13 protein-coding genes are annotated in these 16675 nt (G+C 72.2%); 8 read left to right on the top strand and 5 right to left on the bottom strand.

The features are described 5' to 3' along the window. Window positions 1–44 precede the first annotated feature (44 nt). The 5 genes from Pma05_RS10545 (at window position 45) to Pma05_RS10525 (ending at window position 6752) form a co-directional block, all read left to right on the top strand. The gene (locus tag Pma05_RS10545) at window positions 45–3215 is read left to right on the top strand and encodes an AfsR/SARP family transcriptional regulator (RefSeq protein ID WP_203857163.1); all 3171 of its coding nucleotides are present in this window, start codon (window positions 45–47) and stop codon (window positions 3213–3215) included. Between the two features lie 201 nt (window positions 3216–3416). After that, on the top strand, window positions 3417–3596 hold the full coding sequence (locus Pma05_RS10540) for a hypothetical protein (protein ID WP_203857162.1): 180 nt from the start codon (window positions 3417–3419) through the stop codon (window positions 3594–3596). Window positions 3597–3803: 207 nt separating this feature from the next. Beyond that, window positions 3804–4346: a TlpA family protein disulfide reductase gene (locus tag Pma05_RS10535; RefSeq protein ID WP_203857161.1), complete on the top strand. Its 543-nt coding sequence runs from the start codon at window positions 3804–3806 to the stop codon at window positions 4344–4346. Further along, the gene (locus Pma05_RS10530) at window positions 4343–6235 is read left to right on the top strand and encodes an ABC transporter ATP-binding protein (RefSeq protein WP_239312140.1); all 1893 of its coding nucleotides are present in this window, start codon (window positions 4343–4345) and stop codon (window positions 6233–6235) included. The genes Pma05_RS10535 and Pma05_RS10530 overlap by 4 nt, the downstream gene beginning before the upstream one ends. 22 nt (window positions 6236–6257) lie before the next feature. After that, entirely contained in the window at window positions 6258–6752 is a 495-nt protein-coding gene (locus Pma05_RS10525) for a S26 family signal peptidase (RefSeq protein ID WP_372441450.1), read from the top strand. 61 nt (window positions 6753–6813) lie between these two features. Here the strand turns inward: Pma05_RS10525 and Pma05_RS10520 are convergent, their stop codons facing one another. The 3 genes from Pma05_RS10520 to Pma05_RS10510 form a co-directional block, all read right to left on the bottom strand. Beyond that, a complete protein-coding gene (locus tag Pma05_RS10520; RefSeq protein ID WP_203857159.1) occupies window positions 6814–7005 on the bottom strand; it encodes a DUF397 domain-containing protein in 192 nt (63 codons plus the stop codon). After that, window positions 6996–7787, bottom strand: a complete 792-nt coding sequence (locus Pma05_RS10515) for a helix-turn-helix domain-containing protein (RefSeq protein ID WP_203857158.1) — start codon at window positions 7785–7787, stop codon at window positions 6996–6998. The genes Pma05_RS10520 and Pma05_RS10515 overlap by 10 nt, the downstream gene beginning before the upstream one ends. Before the next feature lie 305 nt (window positions 7788–8092). Further along, window positions 8093–10831 (bottom strand): DUF4132 domain-containing protein, encoded by a 2739-nt coding sequence (locus Pma05_RS10510; RefSeq protein ID WP_203857157.1) that lies wholly within the window; start codon window positions 10829–10831, stop codon window positions 8093–8095. 165 nt (window positions 10832–10996) lie between these two features. On the opposite strand from Pma05_RS10510, the gene Pma05_RS10505 reads away from it, so the two are divergent. Both Pma05_RS10505 and Pma05_RS10500 read left to right on the top strand, forming a co-directional pair. Beyond that, a complete protein-coding gene (locus Pma05_RS10505; protein ID WP_239312137.1) occupies window positions 10997–12397 on the top strand; it encodes a flavin-containing monooxygenase in 1401 nt (466 codons plus the stop codon). Continuing rightward, complete coding sequence (locus tag Pma05_RS10500) at window positions 12394–13200, top strand: alpha/beta hydrolase (protein WP_203857155.1); 807 nt, start codon at window positions 12394–12396, stop codon at window positions 13198–13200. Before Pma05_RS10505 ends, Pma05_RS10500 begins: the two co-directional genes overlap by 4 nt. A gap of 42 nt (window positions 13201–13242) precedes the next feature. Here Pma05_RS10500 and Pma05_RS10495 read toward each other — a convergent pair whose 3' ends face one another. Further along, complete coding sequence (locus tag Pma05_RS10495; protein ID WP_203857154.1) at window positions 13243–14661, bottom strand: alpha,alpha-trehalose-phosphate synthase (UDP-forming); 1419 nt, start codon at window positions 14659–14661, stop codon at window positions 13243–13245. Between the two features lie 163 nt (window positions 14662–14824). After that, window positions 14825–15682, bottom strand: a complete 858-nt coding sequence (locus Pma05_RS10490; protein ID WP_203857153.1) for a DUF308 domain-containing protein — start codon at window positions 15680–15682, stop codon at window positions 14825–14827. A 252-nt stretch (window positions 15683–15934) separates the two neighbouring features. On the opposite strand from Pma05_RS10490, the gene Pma05_RS10485 reads away from it, so the two are divergent. After that, window positions 15935–16666: a lysophospholipid acyltransferase family protein gene (locus Pma05_RS10485; RefSeq protein ID WP_203857152.1), complete on the top strand. Its 732-nt coding sequence runs from the start codon at window positions 15935–15937 to the stop codon at window positions 16664–16666. Window positions 16667–16675: the final 9 nt, after the last annotated feature.

The following is a 16675-nucleotide window of genomic DNA, read 5'->3' as shown; positions in this document are numbered from 1 at the left end:
CTCGGCTGTGGTGGGCGTGCCCACCCGCCGCTACGCTGTGGACGTTGATCAATGATGGTGTACCTGAGGGGGTCCTGCGCTGCCGCTGCCTCGGCGTGATGGAGGTGTGGGACGGGGACAGCTGGCACGCGGTCCGCGGCGCGAGGCTGAGATCCCTGCTCGCCGCCCTGGTGCTGCACCGCGGCGCGGACGTCTCGCCGGATCGGCTGGTGGCGGAGGTGTGGACCGGCTCGGCGCCGACCTCGGCCCGGTCCCTGGTGCGGGGGTACGTGATGTCCCTGCGCCGGGCGTTCGGGCCCGACGGCGCGGCGGTCGTGGTCGGCCGCCGCACCGGCTACCACTTCGCGCTGCCCCGGGACGCGGTCGACAGCTACCGCTTCGAACGGCTCTGCGCCGACGGGCGGGCGGCGCTACACGCCGGGAAGTTGTGGCAGGGCCGGCAGATCCTGGCCGAGGCGCTCGGGCTCTGGGCCGGCCCGGCGCTGCCGGACACGCCCCGCAGCCCGTCGCTGGCGGCCTATGTCGCGCGTCTCGAGGAACTCCGACTGGTCGCACTCGAGGCCCGGATCGAGGCGGACCTACACCTGTGCCGGCACCGCGAGATCCTCGGCGAACTGCGGCAACTGGTGGCCGAGCAGCCGGGTCGGGAACGCGTGGTGGCGCAGTGGATGCGCGCGCTGTACGCCGACGGCCGGCGGGCGGAGGCCCTCAACGCGTACCTGCACGCCCGGCAGCGGCTGGTCGGTGAGTTCGGCATCGACCCGGGGCCCGAGCTACGCCGCGTTCACCAGGACATCCTCGCCGACGGCCTGAGCGATCCCGAACCGCAGGATCACCCGCCGTCCGCGAGGGCCGCCGACGCCGCCCAACGGCGAGCCGGCGAATCGTCGCGCGGGCCTCGGGTCGCCGACCCGGACCGAACCGGGACCCGGCTGGAGGAGCCGCGTCGACCATGGCAGACGCCGGCCGACATCGCGGACTTCATCGGCCGCGAGCGCGAACTGGCCGATTGCGAGCGCTGGCTCGGGACGCCCGGGGAGACGGCGCTACGGGTGGTGGCGATCTGCGGCCGGGCAGGTGTCGGCAAGAGCACGCTCGCGGTGCACCTGGCACACCGGCTACGCCCGGCGTACCCCGACGGCCAGCTCTACGCCGACCTGCGCGGCGACAGTGAGCCGGCACGCCCCGCCGACGTGCTCGGCACCTTCCTACGTGGGCTCGGCGTACCCGGGATGTCGGTTCCGAAGGACACCGACGAGCGCGTCGCGATGTTCCGCAGCCACCTCGCCAACCGGCGGCTGCTGGTCATCCTCGAGAACGCCGTCGACGAGCGACAGGTACGGCCGCTGCTGCCCGGCGGCTCCGGCTGCGCGGTCCTGGTGACCAGCCGGTCCCGACTGTCCGCGCTGGCCGGAGCGCACCTGCTCAACCTCGACGTCTTCCCGGTGGAGTCCGCGCTCGCCCTGCTCGAACGGAGCCTCGGCGCGCAGCGGTTCCGGGCCGAGCTGGCCGCGGCCACGGATCTGACCGGCCTCTGTGGGCACCTGCCGCTGGCGGTCCGGATTCTGGCCGCGCGCGTCGCGGCGAGCCCGCAGACACCGCTGTCCTGGTTCGTAGAGCAGCTGACCGACGAGCGGCGTCGCCTGGACGAACTCCGGGTCGGCGACCTCGACGTCCGGGCCAGCATCGGCTCCGGGCTGTGCGGGATGGCCGATCCCGAGCACCGGGTTCTGCGCCGGCTGGCGCTGTTCGACGCGCCCGACGTACCGGCGTGGGTGGCCGCGGCGGCTGCGGACCTGCCACTGGCGGCGGCCGAGGCCGCACTGAGCGTACTGGTGGCGCGGCGTCTGCTCGATGACGCCGGCGTGGACCGGTGCGGACAGCTCCGGTACCGCTTTCATTCCCTGGTCCGGCTCTTCGCCCGGGAGCGCGCGGAACAGGAGCCGGCCGCGGAGCGCGCGGCGGCGGTCGACCGGGTACTGGCCGGCTGGCTCAGTCTGGCCCGGTACGCGGACCGCCACGCGCCGGCCCGGACCCTCGCCGCCGTCGAAGCACCGGCGCCCACCTGGTCGGTGCCGGAGCCGGTCCGGCGGATCGCCGAGCGTGATCCGTTCGGCTGGTTCGAGGCGGAACAGCCGGCGCTGCTGGCGACCGTGCTCCAGGCCGCCGCGGCCGGTCGGGCTGGCACGGCCTGGCGCCTCGCCGCCGCCACCCACGGCTATTACGAGCTACGCAACGTGTACGACGACGGCCAGCGTGCGCACGAGACGGCGCTGGCGGCCTGTCAAGCCACCGGCGACGAGCTCGGGATGGCTGTCCTGCGCCGGAACCTGGCCGACCTGTTCAGCTCGAAGCCCGGGTCGGACGTGGAGGTCAAGCTCAACCACGCGACGGCGGCACGGGAGCTGTTCCGCCGGCTCGGCGAGCGGCGCGGCGAGGCGGACGCGTGGTATCTGTGCGCGACCGTGCACCGGACCCGGGGTGAGCAACAGGCCGCGCTGCGCTGCCTGGCGACCAGCTACCGCCTTGCCCGCCAGGCCGGGTACCGCCTGGGTGTGCTGCACGTCTGGCAGCAGCTCAGCATCCTGCGCCGGCAGCAGGGCCGGCTCGGCGAGGCGCTGAGCGACGCCCAGATCGCCCAGGCCCTCGCCGCCGAGCTGCACAGTCCGCGGGACCGGAGCGTGGCGCTCGGCCTGATCGGCGTCATCCATCGGGACCGGCGCGAGGCGGGCCGGGCCGAGGCGGCCTTCACCGAGGCGATCGCGATCGCGGATCGTACCGCCGACCAGCTCCAGCTCGCCTTCCTCTACGGTCATCTCGGCGGACTCTACGCAGACCAGGGGCATCCGGCGGCCCGGTTCACCCTCGACCATGGCCTGGCGCTGAGCCGGGCCGGCCACTCGCTGTACGGGCAGGCGCTCGCGCTGCACGCCCTCGGCCGGCTGGACCTCGCCGCTCTCGACCCGGACCGGGCGGTCGCCCGGCTCTCCGAGGCCGCCGAGCTCTACCGCCGGGCCGAGCACCGGTACGCCGAGGCGAGGGTGCTCGGCACGCTCGCCCAGGCGCTGGCGGTCGCCGGCGACCCGGCGCGGGCCGGCGAGGTACGCGACCAGGCGGTTCGCCTGCTGCGGCGGTTGGGTAACGACGCCGAGGCGGAGTCGGTGGCGGGTGCGGCCGCCGGGCCGTCGCCGACGCGGCCGGGAGATCGGCCGTAGAGATTCCGTAGACCCACCGTAGAAACCGCCGTTGACCTGCGGATTCGCTGCTTGTGGCGATGATCCGACCGCCGTAGCGTGCTGTCTCGTCGGACCGACGAGAGTCGATGGCGTCGGGTCCGACACTGTCCCGGGTGGACGGCGTGCCTCGGCGTGGCGTCGCCACCCGATTTCCCCCCACTCATTGATGGAGGAGAGCCGATGAGCATCGGACGACTCGCTGACAAGGTCCTGTCCCTGGTGGTGCCGAAGATGAGCGCATCCGCCGCGCAGCAGACCTCGTGCATGTATTGCAGCAGCACCTACTCGAAGCGCTGCGTGCGCGACTGCATCGGAGGCGTCTGCGAGCCGTGGCGCTGCGCCAGCTGCGGGACCTGCTGACCCCGGACCACTGACGTCGGGGCGGACGCCCGGTACCCGCCGGCCCGTCCGCCCCGCCCAGTCGATGCCATCGGGCCCGACGAGAAAGGCATGCGGGGTGCCGCCGCCGTGCTCGCCCTGCTCACGTTCACCCTCGACGACCTCGTAGACCTCCTCGCGCCCGGGCCGGTGCCGGCCCGGACGCGACCGTGACGAAGGGATCCCCGGATGCCCGTGCTGGTCAGCGCGACCGTGCTAATCGGACTGCTCACTCTGGTCAACCTCCTGCTGACCCTCGGCGTGGTGCGACGGCTGCGGGAGCACACCGAGCTGCTGTCCCGGCAGTCACCCCGGGACGACGCGAGGATCCTGCCGGTCGGCGCGACCGTGGCCGACTTCAGCGCGACCACGACCGACGGCCAACCGGTGTCGCGGGACACGCTCGCCGACGAGACGCTCGTCGGCTTCTTCAGCCCCGGTTGCGACGCATGTGACGCGCTGCTGCCCGAGTTCGTCGAGCGGGCGGCGACGGCGCACCGGGGCCGGGCGGCTGTGCTGGCGGTGGTGGAGGCGGACCAGGCGTCTGCCGAGCCGTACGTCGAGATGTTGTCGCCGGTCGCCCGCGTGGTCCGGCAACCGCCCGGTACGCCGGGACTGGTCGCCGCCCTCGGGGTCGAGGCGCTCCCCGCCGTCTATCTGCTCGACGGCCAGGGGCGGGTTACCGCCAGCGGTCATCGGCTCGACGAGCTTCCGGTCGCGGCGCACGCATGATGCCGTCAGGCAGCGTCCACCACGACGCCGGTACCGGGCCGGTGCGGCGCCCGCTGCTTGCCACCGCCGCGACGGCGTCCGGCCTCGCCTGGGGCGCCGCCCGTGGCGGGGTGCTGCTGCTGGGGGTGGCCGCCGTCGTCGGTGGCGTCGCCCCGGTCCTGGTCGCCTGGCTCACCCGGGCCGTCCTGGACGGGGTCGGCGGCGGCGCCCTGGTCTCCGAACTGGTGATCCTGGGTGCCGCGCTGGCGCTCACCGGTGTCCTGGTGGCAGTGCTTCCACAGTTCGAGCAGTTTCTGCGGGCCGAGGTGGACCGCGCGGCGAGCCGGCTGGGGATGGAACGCCTGCACGCCGCCGTCGACCGACTCGTCGGGCTCGGGCGGTTCGAGGATCCGCACTTCCTGGACCGGCTCCGGCTCGCCGGTGACTCGGTCCGCTCGCCCGCCGAGATCGTCGAGGCCAAGCTGGCAGTCGCCCGCGGTCTGCTGGTACTGGCCGGTTTCCTGGGTTCGCTGCTGCTGCTGAGTCCGGTGATGGCGTTGGTCGTGGTCGTCGCCGCGGTGCCGACGCTCCTCGCCGAACTGGCCCTGTCCCGGCGACGGGTGGGGATGACGGTTGACATCACCCCGGCCGAGCGCCGGGAGCTGTTCTACAACGATCTGCTCACCAGCGTGGCGGCGGCGAAGGAGGTCCGGCTCTTCGGCGCCGGGGCCTTCCTCCGGGCCCGGATGATGACCGAACGGCGTACCGCGGACCGGGCCCGGCGCGCGACCGACCGGCGGGAGCTGTTCGCCCAGGGCGGGCTCGCGGTGCTCGCCGCCGTGGTGGCTGGCGGTGGCCTGGTCTGGGCCGTCCGCTCCGCCCACACCCGGGCGCTGTCGGTCGGCGACGTCTCGCTGTTCATCCTCGCCGTCGCCGGGGTGCAGGGCGCGCTGGGCACCGTGATCAGCGCTCTCGCCTGGGCGCACCAGCGGTTGTTGTTGATCGACCACTACCGGGCGGTGCTCACCGCGGAGCCGGACCTGCCGACGCCGTCCGTGCCGCGCCCGGTGCCGCCGCTGCGGCACGGAATCGAGTTGCGCGACGTGTGGTTCCGCTATTCCGACGACCACCCCTGGGTCCTGTCCGGTGTCAACCTGACGATCCCGGCGGGCACCTCGACGGCGCTGGTCGGCCGGAACGGCGCCGGTAAGAGCACCCTGGTCAAGCTGCTCTGCCGGTTCTACGACCCGACCCGGGGTGCGGTGCTGTGGGACGGTGTGGACCTGCGTGAGCTGGATCCCCGGCAGCTCAGGGAACGGATCACCGCCGTGTTCCAGGACTTCGTGGAGTACGACCTGTCCGCCGGCGAGAACATCGGGATCGGCGACGTCGGGCGGATCGGTGACCCGGACCGGATCCACCTCGCGGCCCGCCGCGCCGGCATCCACGCCGACCTCGTCGCCCTGCCCTACGGCTACGACACGCTGCTGTCGCGGATGTTCATGACCGAGACCGACCGCAGTGATCCCCGCACCGGAGTGGTGCTCTCCGGCGGGCAGTGGCAGCGACTGGCGCTGGCCCGGGCCTTCGTCCGGGACGCGCGCGACCTGATGATCCTGGACGAGCCGAGCGCCGGGCTCGACGCCGCGGCGGAGTACGAGGTGCACGCCGGTCTGCGCCAGCACCGGGTGGGTCGGACCAGTGTGCTCATCTCGCACCGCCTGGGCGCGGTGCGCGACGCCGATTCGATCGTCGTACTCGACGCCGGGGTGGTGACGGAGCGGGGCCGCCACCCGGAGTTGCTGGCGGCGGAGGGCACGTACGCGACCCTGTTCCGGTTGCAGGCGGCCGGATACACCGGTGAGGACGACGCGCCCGAGCCCGAACGGCCGATGGACGTGGTGCCGTGATGGTCGTGGTGCCGTGATGGTCGTGACTGTCGTGAGTGCCGTGGTCGCCGCGCTGGCCGCGGCGGCGTGGTGGGCCCGCCGTCGCCTCGTGGTGGTGACGGTGCGGGGGTCCAGCATGCAGCCGACGTTCCAGCACGGTGACCGAGTCCTGGTCCGCCGGGCACCGATCACCGCCATCCGTCCCGGGCAGGTGGTGGTGGTTGCCGCCGGCCGACCGGTTGGTCCGCTGCCGCCCGACTATCCGCTGTGGATGATCAAGCGGTTGCGGGCGGCCCCGGGAGACCCGGTACCCCGGGACGAGGTGCCGGCGCTGGCGTCGGTGCCGGAGCAGACCGTGCCGGCGGGCCGGATGGTGGCGCTCGGCGACAACCCGGCGGGCGCCGACTCCCGGCAGCTCGGCTACTTCTACACCGCGAATCTGCTGGGTGTGGTCACCCGTCGCCTCACCCGGGCACCGATCGGCACCGGCGGAGCGGACGCAGGCCGCCAGCGAACCAGCGACGGGCGGATCGGGTAGGGCCTCTGCGGCCGAGCCAGCCACATCGGCGAGGCCGACCGCCGCCGCGGCCCGACCGGACTTACCGCCCGGCCGCGACCTCGGTGACGAAGGCTCGCCAGGCGGTGGGGTCGAAGGTCAGGGCCGGGCCGGTGGGGTCCTTGCTGTCCCGGACGCCGACGATGCCGGGCAGGTTGTCCGCGACCTCGACGCAGTTGCCGGTGTTTCCGCTGCTGCGGCTGCTCTTGCGCCACTGTGCGCCGGTCAGATCCATGTCTCCGCCACCTTCATGATCAGGTCGGTTGACTGTCCTTGCGGGAGTGCCTGCCCCCGAACGGCTTCCCAAACTAGTTGCAGCGCCGCCACCTCTTCGGCACCGTCGATCACGTCTCCGTGCAGCTGGTTGTCCAGATAGCCGGTGAGCCGGTTCTCGGGATCGACCGCCACCACGAAGGAGCCGTTCAACCCAGGGTACGCGCCGACCGTCAACGGGACGACGTGCACCCAGATGTGCGGCTCCTCGGTCGCCTTGGCCAGCGCGTGGAGCTGGTCACGCATCACCGTCGGCCCGCCGACCGGGCGGTGCAGCACCCCTTCGTCCAGCACGGCGAACAACTGCGGGGGATTCTCCCGGGTCAGGATCTCCTGCCGCTTCAGCCGGTCGGCGAGGTGGCGCTCGACCTCCTCCTGCCGGAGCATGCCGGCGTCACCGAGGATCGCCCGGGCGTACGCCTCGGTCTGCAACAGCCCCGGCACCACCAGCGGCTCGTACGAGCGGAGCGCCGAGGCGTTCGATTCGGCCGAACCCCACTCGACCTTCCACAGTGGGGTGCCCAACTGATTCGCCAGCCGCTGGAACGTGCCACCGGTCTGCAACGCGTCGTCCACCAGAGCCCAGAAACCGGTCGGCGGTTTGCGGGCGCCGGTCTCCACCATGGCGACCGTCGAGGAGGACCACTTGATCCGCTTGGCGAGGTCGTCCTGCGTCACGCCCCGTGCCGCCCGGACCAGTCGCAACTCCTCCAGCAGGAACCGCAGGCGGTCGTCGTTGCCCATCACATCTCCTCACAGGTCGAATGGGATTACCCACAGTGGTCACACTGACGACGTTTTTGATCACTACGTGACCGTTTGCCTTCTTAGAGTAGTGACTCTAGGTCCACAGTGTCACCAGCGGAACCGTTCGGCGGGCGGCAAACACCCGGGCGGAACCGCGCGGGGAACCGCCCAGGCCGGTACGACCTCCCGTACCGGCCCACCCGACTCCCGGGGCGGTTCCCCGCATCCAGAGCCCACGCCAGGAGGGACCGGAGATGAGACGGTCACCACGACGGCCGGGGACGCCGGAGGGCAGTCCGCCGTCAGCCAGCCCCCTTGATCTGGCTCAGGATCGTCTCGTCGGTGATCTTCGCATCGTCGGCGAGCAGGAACGCCTTGCTCAGCACGAGGCTCAGCCGGTCGTCCTCGAACGGCAGGAACAGCTTGCCCGTCGAGGTGGGCCGGCCGGCCACGATGCAGAGATAGGCGTCGTTGGGCTCCATGAGGATGTTTCCCGACCCGAGATGGATCCGGTAGCTACGCATCGAGCCGCGCACCCGCAGGAAGCGGTCGGTCAACTCCACCCGGTCGGCGATCTTCAACCGGGGCAGCAGCCGGGCCAGCGCCTCCCGGCGTACCTGGGCCGACTCGTCGAGGGTGCCGAAGCCGGTCGCGCGCCAGTAGTCGTGGTAACGCTCCTCGCCACGGTCGGTCCACTCCGGATCGGCCGCCACCGAGGCGACCCCCACCGCCAGGTCCACATCCCGGAGGGCCTCCGACAGCAGCAGCGGCGGCACGTCGACCAGGGACACCGCCACCCAGCCCGCACCGTCGTACCGGTCGAAGCGGACCTGGTCGGTCGCGCAATATCCCACGTGTCCGTAGTCGTCGGCCACCGCGTTGTTGACCAGGTCGACGAAGAACCGTGCGCGCCACCGGGTGTCGACGTCGGCATCGGTCAGCTCCTTGACCGCCTCTCCCGTCTCGCCGTCTTCCGAGTAGTAGCCCAGTTGCAACCCGGACCACCCACGGCCGGCCAGCAGCGCCTTGGCCTGCCCGTACTTCAGGATGTGCGCGGCGAACCGGTTGGAGTATCCGCCGGTCCCCACCTCGGCCGGGGTGAGCAGGTAGATCTCCCGGAACGCCTGCTTGAAAGGTTGCCGCAGCTCCAGCTCGTAGAGTCGCTCCCGCCAGGCGCGGACCTCGTCCAGGGTGGCCCGGACCGGATGCCACAGCCGCACCGCCGCCTCCGAGTCGACGGGCACGGCCGCGCCGTCGACACCGGTCAGCGCCCATCCGTCGCCATCCCGTACCGGCAGCCCGGACCGCCAGGTGACCCCGCCATCGGCGGAACACTCCCAGATCAGCGCGCGGGCGAACGCGCCGGTCACCGGATGATCGAGGTAGTACCGCCGCCAGGGTGCCGCCGTCCAGCGCCGTCCGTCCGCCAGCGCGGTCTCGATCCGGGCCCGCTCGACCGGCAGCGCCTGCTTCAGCTCCTTGAGCGTGCCGCGCAGCTCCACGACCAACTCGGGGTGGCCGTTCTTGACCGCCGCCGGAACGGACGTACGTGGCTTTCCGTCCGGTCCGACGAACGTCAGCGTGGGCGTACCGGTCGGGTCGAGGGAGAGTACGACCCGGACCTCACCCGCCCGCTCGGCCCGGCTGCCGTCCGGGCCGAGGCCGAACGTGGGCACCGTACGCTCCAGGAGTTGGTCCGGGGTCAGCCCGGCGCGTGTGGCGACGGTGTCGAGCGCCGCCACCAGCTTCTTCATGATGCCCTTGTGCTTGGTCTTCGCCCGGATCCGGGCGAGTTGTCCGACCGCGCCGTCCCCCGACCACCCGGCCAGGATCTCGATCACCTCCCGGGCGAGCTTCGCGTTCTCCGGGATCCCGTCGGCGGCGCCGGTGCTGCCCAGGGTGGCCGCGACCGCGACGTCACCCAACAGCCGCGCGACCTGGTCCGCGGCGCTCTCCGGCCGCCTGGCCAGCACCTCGGCGGCGGCCCTGGCCAACAACCAACTGCGCAGGTTCGTGGGCGGGCCGCCCATGCTGGTCGCACAGGTGCCCGCGATGTCGACGAGCAGCGGCACCACCCAGTCGGCGTCGACCAGCTCGGCCGCCCAGACCATGCCGACCAGCGTGACCTCGGTAAAGCCGGACAGGAAGACCGGCTTCGGACCCGAACGCCCGTCCCGGCTGGACAGCCGGTGGGTGGGGATGTGGGCGAGCACCTGGCGCAGTACGTCGTCGGAGCCGGGCGCGGCGGCCCGCAGTTCCTGCGCCCGAGCGAGCCACTCCGTCCGGTACCGCTCCACCCGGTCGGCCTTCCAGCCAGCCATCTCGAACGTGTGTGCCCGGGTCTTCCAGTGCCGGACGCAGCCGGGAATTCCGTTCGCGGTGAGCTGGTCGGCCAGCTCGGCGTGCAGCCGTTCGGCGAAGCCGTCGCCGGAGACCGGGAGCAGCGCGGTGACGTCGGCAAGCGGATGGCGCGCGTCCACGGAGAGCAGCAGCTCCTCCGCCCGGGCCGGATCGGGCATCCCCCACCTGCCGTTGACCGGCTCCAGCCGGCGCAGGGCCCACCGCAGCTCCTGCTCGTACGGTCGGCGGTCGGCGATGTCGAGCCGCTCGGTCGCGGTGAGCGCGTTGCCGACGAGCGGAGCGAGGCGATAGGGGGGCTGTTCCTCGATCGCGATGACCGCCTGCCAGAGGACCGCCACCTCCTCGGCCCGCCAGTCGAGCCGGCGCTGACTCACCTGGGCGATCACCTGGTCAAGCTGGTGGCAGGCGGCGGCGGTTCGCTGAGGATGCAACTGGACGGACTGGCGCAACTGCGCCCAGATCCCCACCGCGCGTAGCTCGGCGTCGCCGTACCTGGCGATCAGCCGCCCGAGTGGCGTCTTCGCCAACTTGACGCTCGCGGATCGCCCGACGACCGACGGCGAGCCCCACGCCTCGTCAAGGGTCGCGAAGGTGCTGGTGAGCGCGGGATCAAGCGCCGTGACCCAGTCTCGGAACCGCTCCAGCAGGTCGGGTGGGCTGACGGTGTCGTCGGAATGCATGTCCGGAATCATGGTCGATGGGTACGACGTCACGTCGGCGGGCGCCCGCATTCTCCGATGCCGGCTCGACCCGACGTGTCGCGCGGCGGGCTGGACAAAAGCCGACACGAGCCGAGAGGATTCCCCCGCACGTCGGCACTCGTGCCGGAGCAGAGGAGATTCTGGGTGGCCACCTTCAGCGACCAGGAGAGCAACGAGCCGGGCGCGACCCTCTGGCGGGACGGACGCCCGGTCTACGACCGGGCCGGGACCGTCTGCGTGATCGGCGCCGGGGCCAGCGGCCTCACCGCGATCAAAAACCTGAAGGAGTACGGCTTCGGCGTCGACTGCTACGAACGGGAGACCGGGGTCGGCGGGGCCTGGAACTGGCGGCACGACCGCAGCCCGGTCTACGCCAGCACCCACCTCATCTCGTCCCGCCCGCTGACCGAATACCCCGACTTCCCGATGCCGGACAGCTGGCCGGACTATCCGCACCACAGCCAGTTACTGTCCTATCTGGAGCACTACGCCGACCACTTCGACCTGCGGCCGCACATCTGGTTCGGCACCGAGGTCGTCCGGGTCGAGCCGGCCGACGGGGACCGCTGGGACGTCACCACCCGCAGCACCGGCGGCTACGGCGCCGAGCGCACCTCCCGCTACTCGGCCGTGGTGGTGGCCAACGGGCACAACTGGGCGCCGAAGATGCCGGCGTACGAGGGGTTGGACGAGTTCCGGGGCAAGGTGATCCACGCCTCGGCGTACAAGGACGCCACCCAGGTACGCGGCAAGCGGGTGCTGGTGGTCGGGGCCGGCAACACCGGCTGCGACATCGCGGTCGAGGCCGGCCAGCAGGCGGCGAAGTGCTGGCACTCCACCCGGCGCGGCTACTGGTACGCCCCGAAGTACACCTTCGGCCGCCCGGCCGACCAGGTCACCGACTCCCTCGCCCCATACCGCCTGCCGCTGCGGCTGCGGCAGTGGTTGTTCCACCGGGTGCTGAAGCTGACCGTGGGCGATCTGACCCGGTTCGGGCTGCCCCGCCCCGACCACCGGGTCTTCGAGACCCATCCGATCGTCAACAGCCACCTCGTCTACCAGCTCGGGCACGGGTCGATCACCCCGGTGCCGGACGTCGGCCGGTTCCGCCGCAACAGTGTGACCCTGGTCGACGGGCAGGAGATCGAGCCGGACCTGGTGGTCTTCGCCACCGGCTACCTGCCGCGCTTCGAGTTCCTGGCGCCGGAGCTGCTCGGCACCGACGCCTCGGGCCGACCGGCCCTCTATCTCAACGCGTTCCCCCGGCGGCACCCGACGCTGGCCGTGGCCGGCCTGCTCCAGCCGGATTCCGGCCTGCTGCCGCTGGTGCACTGGCAGTCCGTGGTGATCGCCCGCTGGCTCCGGCTGCGCGAGGCGGCGCCGGAACGGGCCCGCTCCTTCGCCGCCCGGGTCGACGCCGAGGCCGGCGACCGGTGGCACTCCGCGAAGGTGAAGGAGAGCACCCGGCACTGGTTCGAGATCGGGCACATCGACTATCTGCGCGTGTTGCAGCGCACCCTGGACGAGCTGGAGGTGGCGGCGTGAAGACCCGGGTCGTACGGGTGCGGGACTGGACCCGTCCGGTGCCGGCGGTGTTCCGGGAGGTACGCGCCGCCACGCCGGAGGCGCCGGAGGGAAAGCCGCCGCTGCTCTTCGTACCCGGCTTCGGGCACGGGGCGTGGGCGTTCGCCGAGCACTGGCTCGAACACGCCGCGTCGCGGGCGTTTCCGGCGCACGCGGTCAGCCTGCGCGGGCACGGCGGCAGCGGCCCGGCGCCGAAGGCGACGCTGCGGGCGTACGCGCACGACGTGGTCCAGGTGGCGACGGGCCTGGACCGGCGGGCGGTGCTGGTCGGGCACGGTGCCGGCGCGCTCGTGGTGGCACACGCGCTGGCCCGCTATCCGGCCCGGGCCGGCGTGCTGGTCGCGCCGGTCTTCGGCGGCTGGGGCACCCTCGGCACCGCGCTGGGCCGCAACCCCGCCGGTACGCTCCCGGCGGTCTTCGGCGGGCGGCTGCGGCTGCACCACCGCCAGTTGTTCAGCCGGGAGCTGCCGGACGCGGCGGCCCGGGAATACGCCGCCCGACTCGGCCGGGCCTCCGCCAGGGCGCAGTGGCAGTTGCTCCGGCAGCGGCCGGTCGAGCCGGCGGTGGGCGACCCGCCGATGCTGGTGGTCGGCAGCCCGGACGACCGGGTGGTGCCGCCGTCGGCGCTGACCCGGGCCGCCGGCCGGTACGGCGTCGCCCCGCTGCTCTTTCCCGGCATGGGGCACGACATGATGCTGGACGCCCGGTGGCGGGAGCCGGTCGACGCGATCCTCGACTGGCTCGACAAGGACCTGGCCGGATAGGACGGCTCCCCCGGGCGCGGGTGGCCCGGGGGAGGATCCGTCTCAGGTGATGGTGAGCCGGTGCACCAGGTTGCCGCTCTGGTCGAGCGCGGTCAGGTAGGACCGGGCCCACGCCTGGATGTCGTTCACCCGGAGCTGCTCGCGCATCGCGGTCATCCGGGCGGTCAGGTCGGCCGGGATGGCCTGGAGCGCGTGCATCAGGGTCAGCTTGAGCCCCTCCAGGTCGTGCGGGTTGACCAGGAACGCCTCCGGGAACTCCGCTGCGGCACCGGCGAACTCGCTGAGCAGCAACGCCCCGGCGTTGTCGACCCGGGCCGCGATGTATTCCTTGGCGACCAGGTTCATCCCGTCCCGCAGCGGGGTCACCGCCATGATGTCGGTGGCCCGGTAGAGCGCGGCGAGTTCCGCCCGGTCGAACGGCTGGGTGAGGTAGTGGATCGCCGGCTCGCCGACCCGGCCGAACTCGCCGTTGATCCGGCCGACCTCCCGCTCGACCCGCTCGCGGAGGATCTGGTACTGCTCGACCCGCTCCCGGCTCGGCACCGCGACCTGCACCATCACCGTGTCCCGTACCTTGACGTGCCCGGTGGCGAGCAGTTCGCTGTATGCCTTGAGCCGCTGCTCGATGCCCTTGGTGTAGTCCATCCGGTCGACGCTGAGCAGCATGTGCTGGGGGTCGCCGAGGTCCCGCCGGATCCGGGCGGCCCGGGTGACCACGTCCGGGCGGGTGGCCAGCGCCTCCATCTCGGCCATGTCGATGGAGACCGGGAACGCGCCGATCCGCACCACCCGGTCGTCCACCGCGATCCGCCGATCGGTGGCGGCCAGCCCGAGTACCTTGGTCGCGAGTTGGGCGAAGTTGTGCGCCGCCTGCGGGCGCTGGAAGCCGACCAGGTCGGCGCCGAGCATCCCGAGCAGCAGTTCGGCGCGGCGGGGGAGCTGCATGAACAGCTCCGGCGGCGGGAACGGCACGTGCATGAAGAAGCCGATCCGCAGGTCGGGGCGGATCGCCCGGAGCAGGCCGGGCACGAGTTGCAGGTGGTAGTCCTGCACCCAGACCACGGCGCCCGGCTCGGCGGCCTCGGCGGCGGCCTCGGCGAACCGCTGGTTGATTCGCTGGTACGCCTCCCACCAGCGGCGATGGTAGACCGGCTGCTCCACCGCATCGTGGTAGAGCGGCCAGAGCGTCGCGTTCGCGAAGCCCTCGTAGTGGTCGCGTACGTCGTCGCCGGCGAGCGGCACGGTGTGCATGCGTACGCCGTCGACGTCGGCGAGCATGGGGGCGGGACCGGTGCCGCCGGCCCAGCCCACCCAGGTTGCCGGGGTGTGTTGTTGGAGCAGGGGGTGCAGGGCGCTGACCAGCCCACCGGGGCTGCGGCGCCATTCACAGGCGCCGTCCGGCGCCACGCTGTCGTCGACGGGCAGCCGGTTGGCCACCACCACGAGGGAACTCTGTCGCAATCGGGCACCTCGTTCCGGGCGAGGCGACCACCGCGAATAGGAGCGATCGGGGTAGTCGTGAGGGGAAGGTAACTTACAGCAGTATTCCTACTGACGTGAAATTACGCGAGTGTTACGCCTTGCCTCCACGCGGTGATGAATCTCGCGATCTGGACGGCAGGGCTCAGACCACCGCCCCGTCGTCGGGGTCGTCGTCCTCCTCGTTGCCGGGCCGCAGCCGCAGGATCAGCGTCACGAAACCGGTGAGGATGCCGGCGAAGCCGAGCATGGTGACCAGGCTCCGGTCGATCGGGAGCAGGTGCGGGAAGAGGAAGAGCGCGAAGCCGGCGACGATGGCCAGTGTCCCGACCACGGCGTATTTCGAGAACCGGGGCAGTGGCGGCGGTGGCGGCGGGACGTAGCGTTCCTCCGGGTCGTCCGGCAGGTCCGCGCCGAAGGTGTCCAGCCCGTCGAGCAGCGACCCGTCGTCGGCCCGGCCGCCGACCGAGATCCCGGAGATGTCGGTGGCCGAGGGCAGCCGGCGTACGCCCGGATCGGCCGGCCCGGGCAGCTCCGGTCCCGGGCGGGTGGTCGCCGTCCCGGCGGGCCGGTCCGTCGACTCGCCGACCGCGACGTCCTCGGCGGCGGGCCAGGATCGGGAGTCCGCCGCGACCTCGGTGTGGTAGCCGGCGACGATCCGGGCCCACTCGGCCTCCACGTCCGGGTCCGGATCGGGGTCGGGGCGGGGTGCGGGGGGCTGACCCGGCGGGTCCTCGTCGGCGAGCTGGGTCAGGTAGTCCCGGGCGGTGGCCAGGAAACTGCGGTCGACATAGAGCCGGTCCACCGGCCGGGGTGGCACGGTGGTGGTCCGGGTCACCGGGTTGAGGTCGGCGGAGGGTTGCAGGTAGGCGGCGATTCCGCCCGCCGCCAGCACGTCGAGCAGGTGCTCGCCGAGCCGCGGGTCCACGTCGCCGGCGACGGCGTACTCCGTCGCCTCCAGCCCGTTGTCCCGCCGTCCCCGACGGGCCCCACCCGCTGACACCCCGACACCCTCCCTACCGGCCTGTGGCGCCCGGCCGTGTTGCCGACCGCCGGCTGCGCCACTGCCGCGCAATGAATCGTGACACGGCGGGTGCTGGTTGCGGGAGTGCGTTGTGGCGCGGCGTACCCGCTTCGTAGGCTTCTTGCCGACAGTTCCCGCCCGCGGCCATCGACGGCGGTTCGACGCGTACCCGCGTGTCGGGCCCGGCCGCGGCCGACGTGGGGACGCGCGGGACTCTCGGGAAGGACACCGGTGCTGTACGGGCTGATGAAGTACGTCATCCTCGGGCCCTGGCTGAAGTTGATCTTTTGGCCACAGGTCGAGGGGAGGGAGAACGTACCCGGCACCGGTCCGGCGATCATCGCCAGCAACCACCTGTCGTTCTCCGATTCGATCTTCATGCCGCTGATGGTCAAGCGAAAAGTGACCTTCGTGGCGAAGGCCGAATACTTCACCGGCAAGGGGCTGAAGGGCTGGCTGGTGAAGAAGTTCTTCGTGGGTACCGGCACCATCCCGGTGGACCGGTCCGGCGGGCGGGCCGCGCAGGCCGCGCTGGACACCCAGCTCGCGGTGCTGCGGGCCGGCAACCTGGCCGGGATCTACCCGGAGGGCACCCGCTCGCCGGACGGCCGGCTCTATCGCGGCAAGACCGGGGTGGCCCGGCTCGCGCTGGACAGCGGCGCCCGGGTCGTCCCGGTGGTGATGCTGAACGCCGACGAGATCCAGCCGCCCGGAAAGCTGCTGCCGAAGATCAAGCGGGTGAAGATCAGGTTCGGCCAACCGCTGGACTTCTCCCGGTACGCCGGGATGTCCGGCGACCGGTTCGTCGAGCGGGCGATCACCGACGAGATCATGTACGAGCTGATGGAACTCTCCGGCCGGGAGTACGTCGACATCTATGCCCAGAAGATCAAGAACCAGCAGCTCAAGGCGGCAGCCGGCAAGCTGACCGCCGAGTCGCCCACCGACTCGCTGGCCGCCTGAGCACTGCCG

This window comes from Plantactinospora mayteni, assembly GCF_016862935.1.
GTDB classification, from domain to species: domain Bacteria; phylum Actinomycetota; class Actinomycetes; order Mycobacteriales; family Micromonosporaceae; genus Plantactinospora; species Plantactinospora mayteni.
The sequence above is the reverse complement of the archived record's forward strand: the minus strand, read 5'-3'. Positions and strand labels throughout refer to the sequence as shown.

What these genes read in the sequence shown, in the direction of transcription:
- Pma05_RS10540 (WP_203857162.1), top strand. Translation starts at nt 3,417, where the DNA reads ATGAGCATCGGACGACTCGCTGACAAGGTCCTGTCCCTGGTGGTGCCG.
- Pma05_RS10515 (WP_203857158.1), bottom strand. Translation starts at nt 7,787, where the DNA reads ATGGGCAACGACGACCGCCTGCGGTTCCTGCTGGAGGAGTTGCGACTG.
- Pma05_RS10520 (WP_203857159.1), bottom strand. Translation starts at nt 7,005, where the DNA reads ATGGATCTGACCGGCGCACAGTGGCGCAAGAGCAGCCGCAGCAGCGGA.
- Pma05_RS10535 (WP_203857161.1), top strand. Translation starts at nt 3,804, where the DNA reads ATGCCCGTGCTGGTCAGCGCGACCGTGCTAATCGGACTGCTCACTCTG.
- Pma05_RS10510 (WP_203857157.1), bottom strand. Translation starts at nt 10,831, where the DNA reads ATGCATTCCGACGACACCGTCAGCCCACCCGACCTGCTGGAGCGGTTC.
- Pma05_RS10530 (WP_239312140.1), top strand. Translation starts at nt 4,343, where the DNA reads ATGATGCCGTCAGGCAGCGTCCACCACGACGCCGGTACCGGGCCGGTG.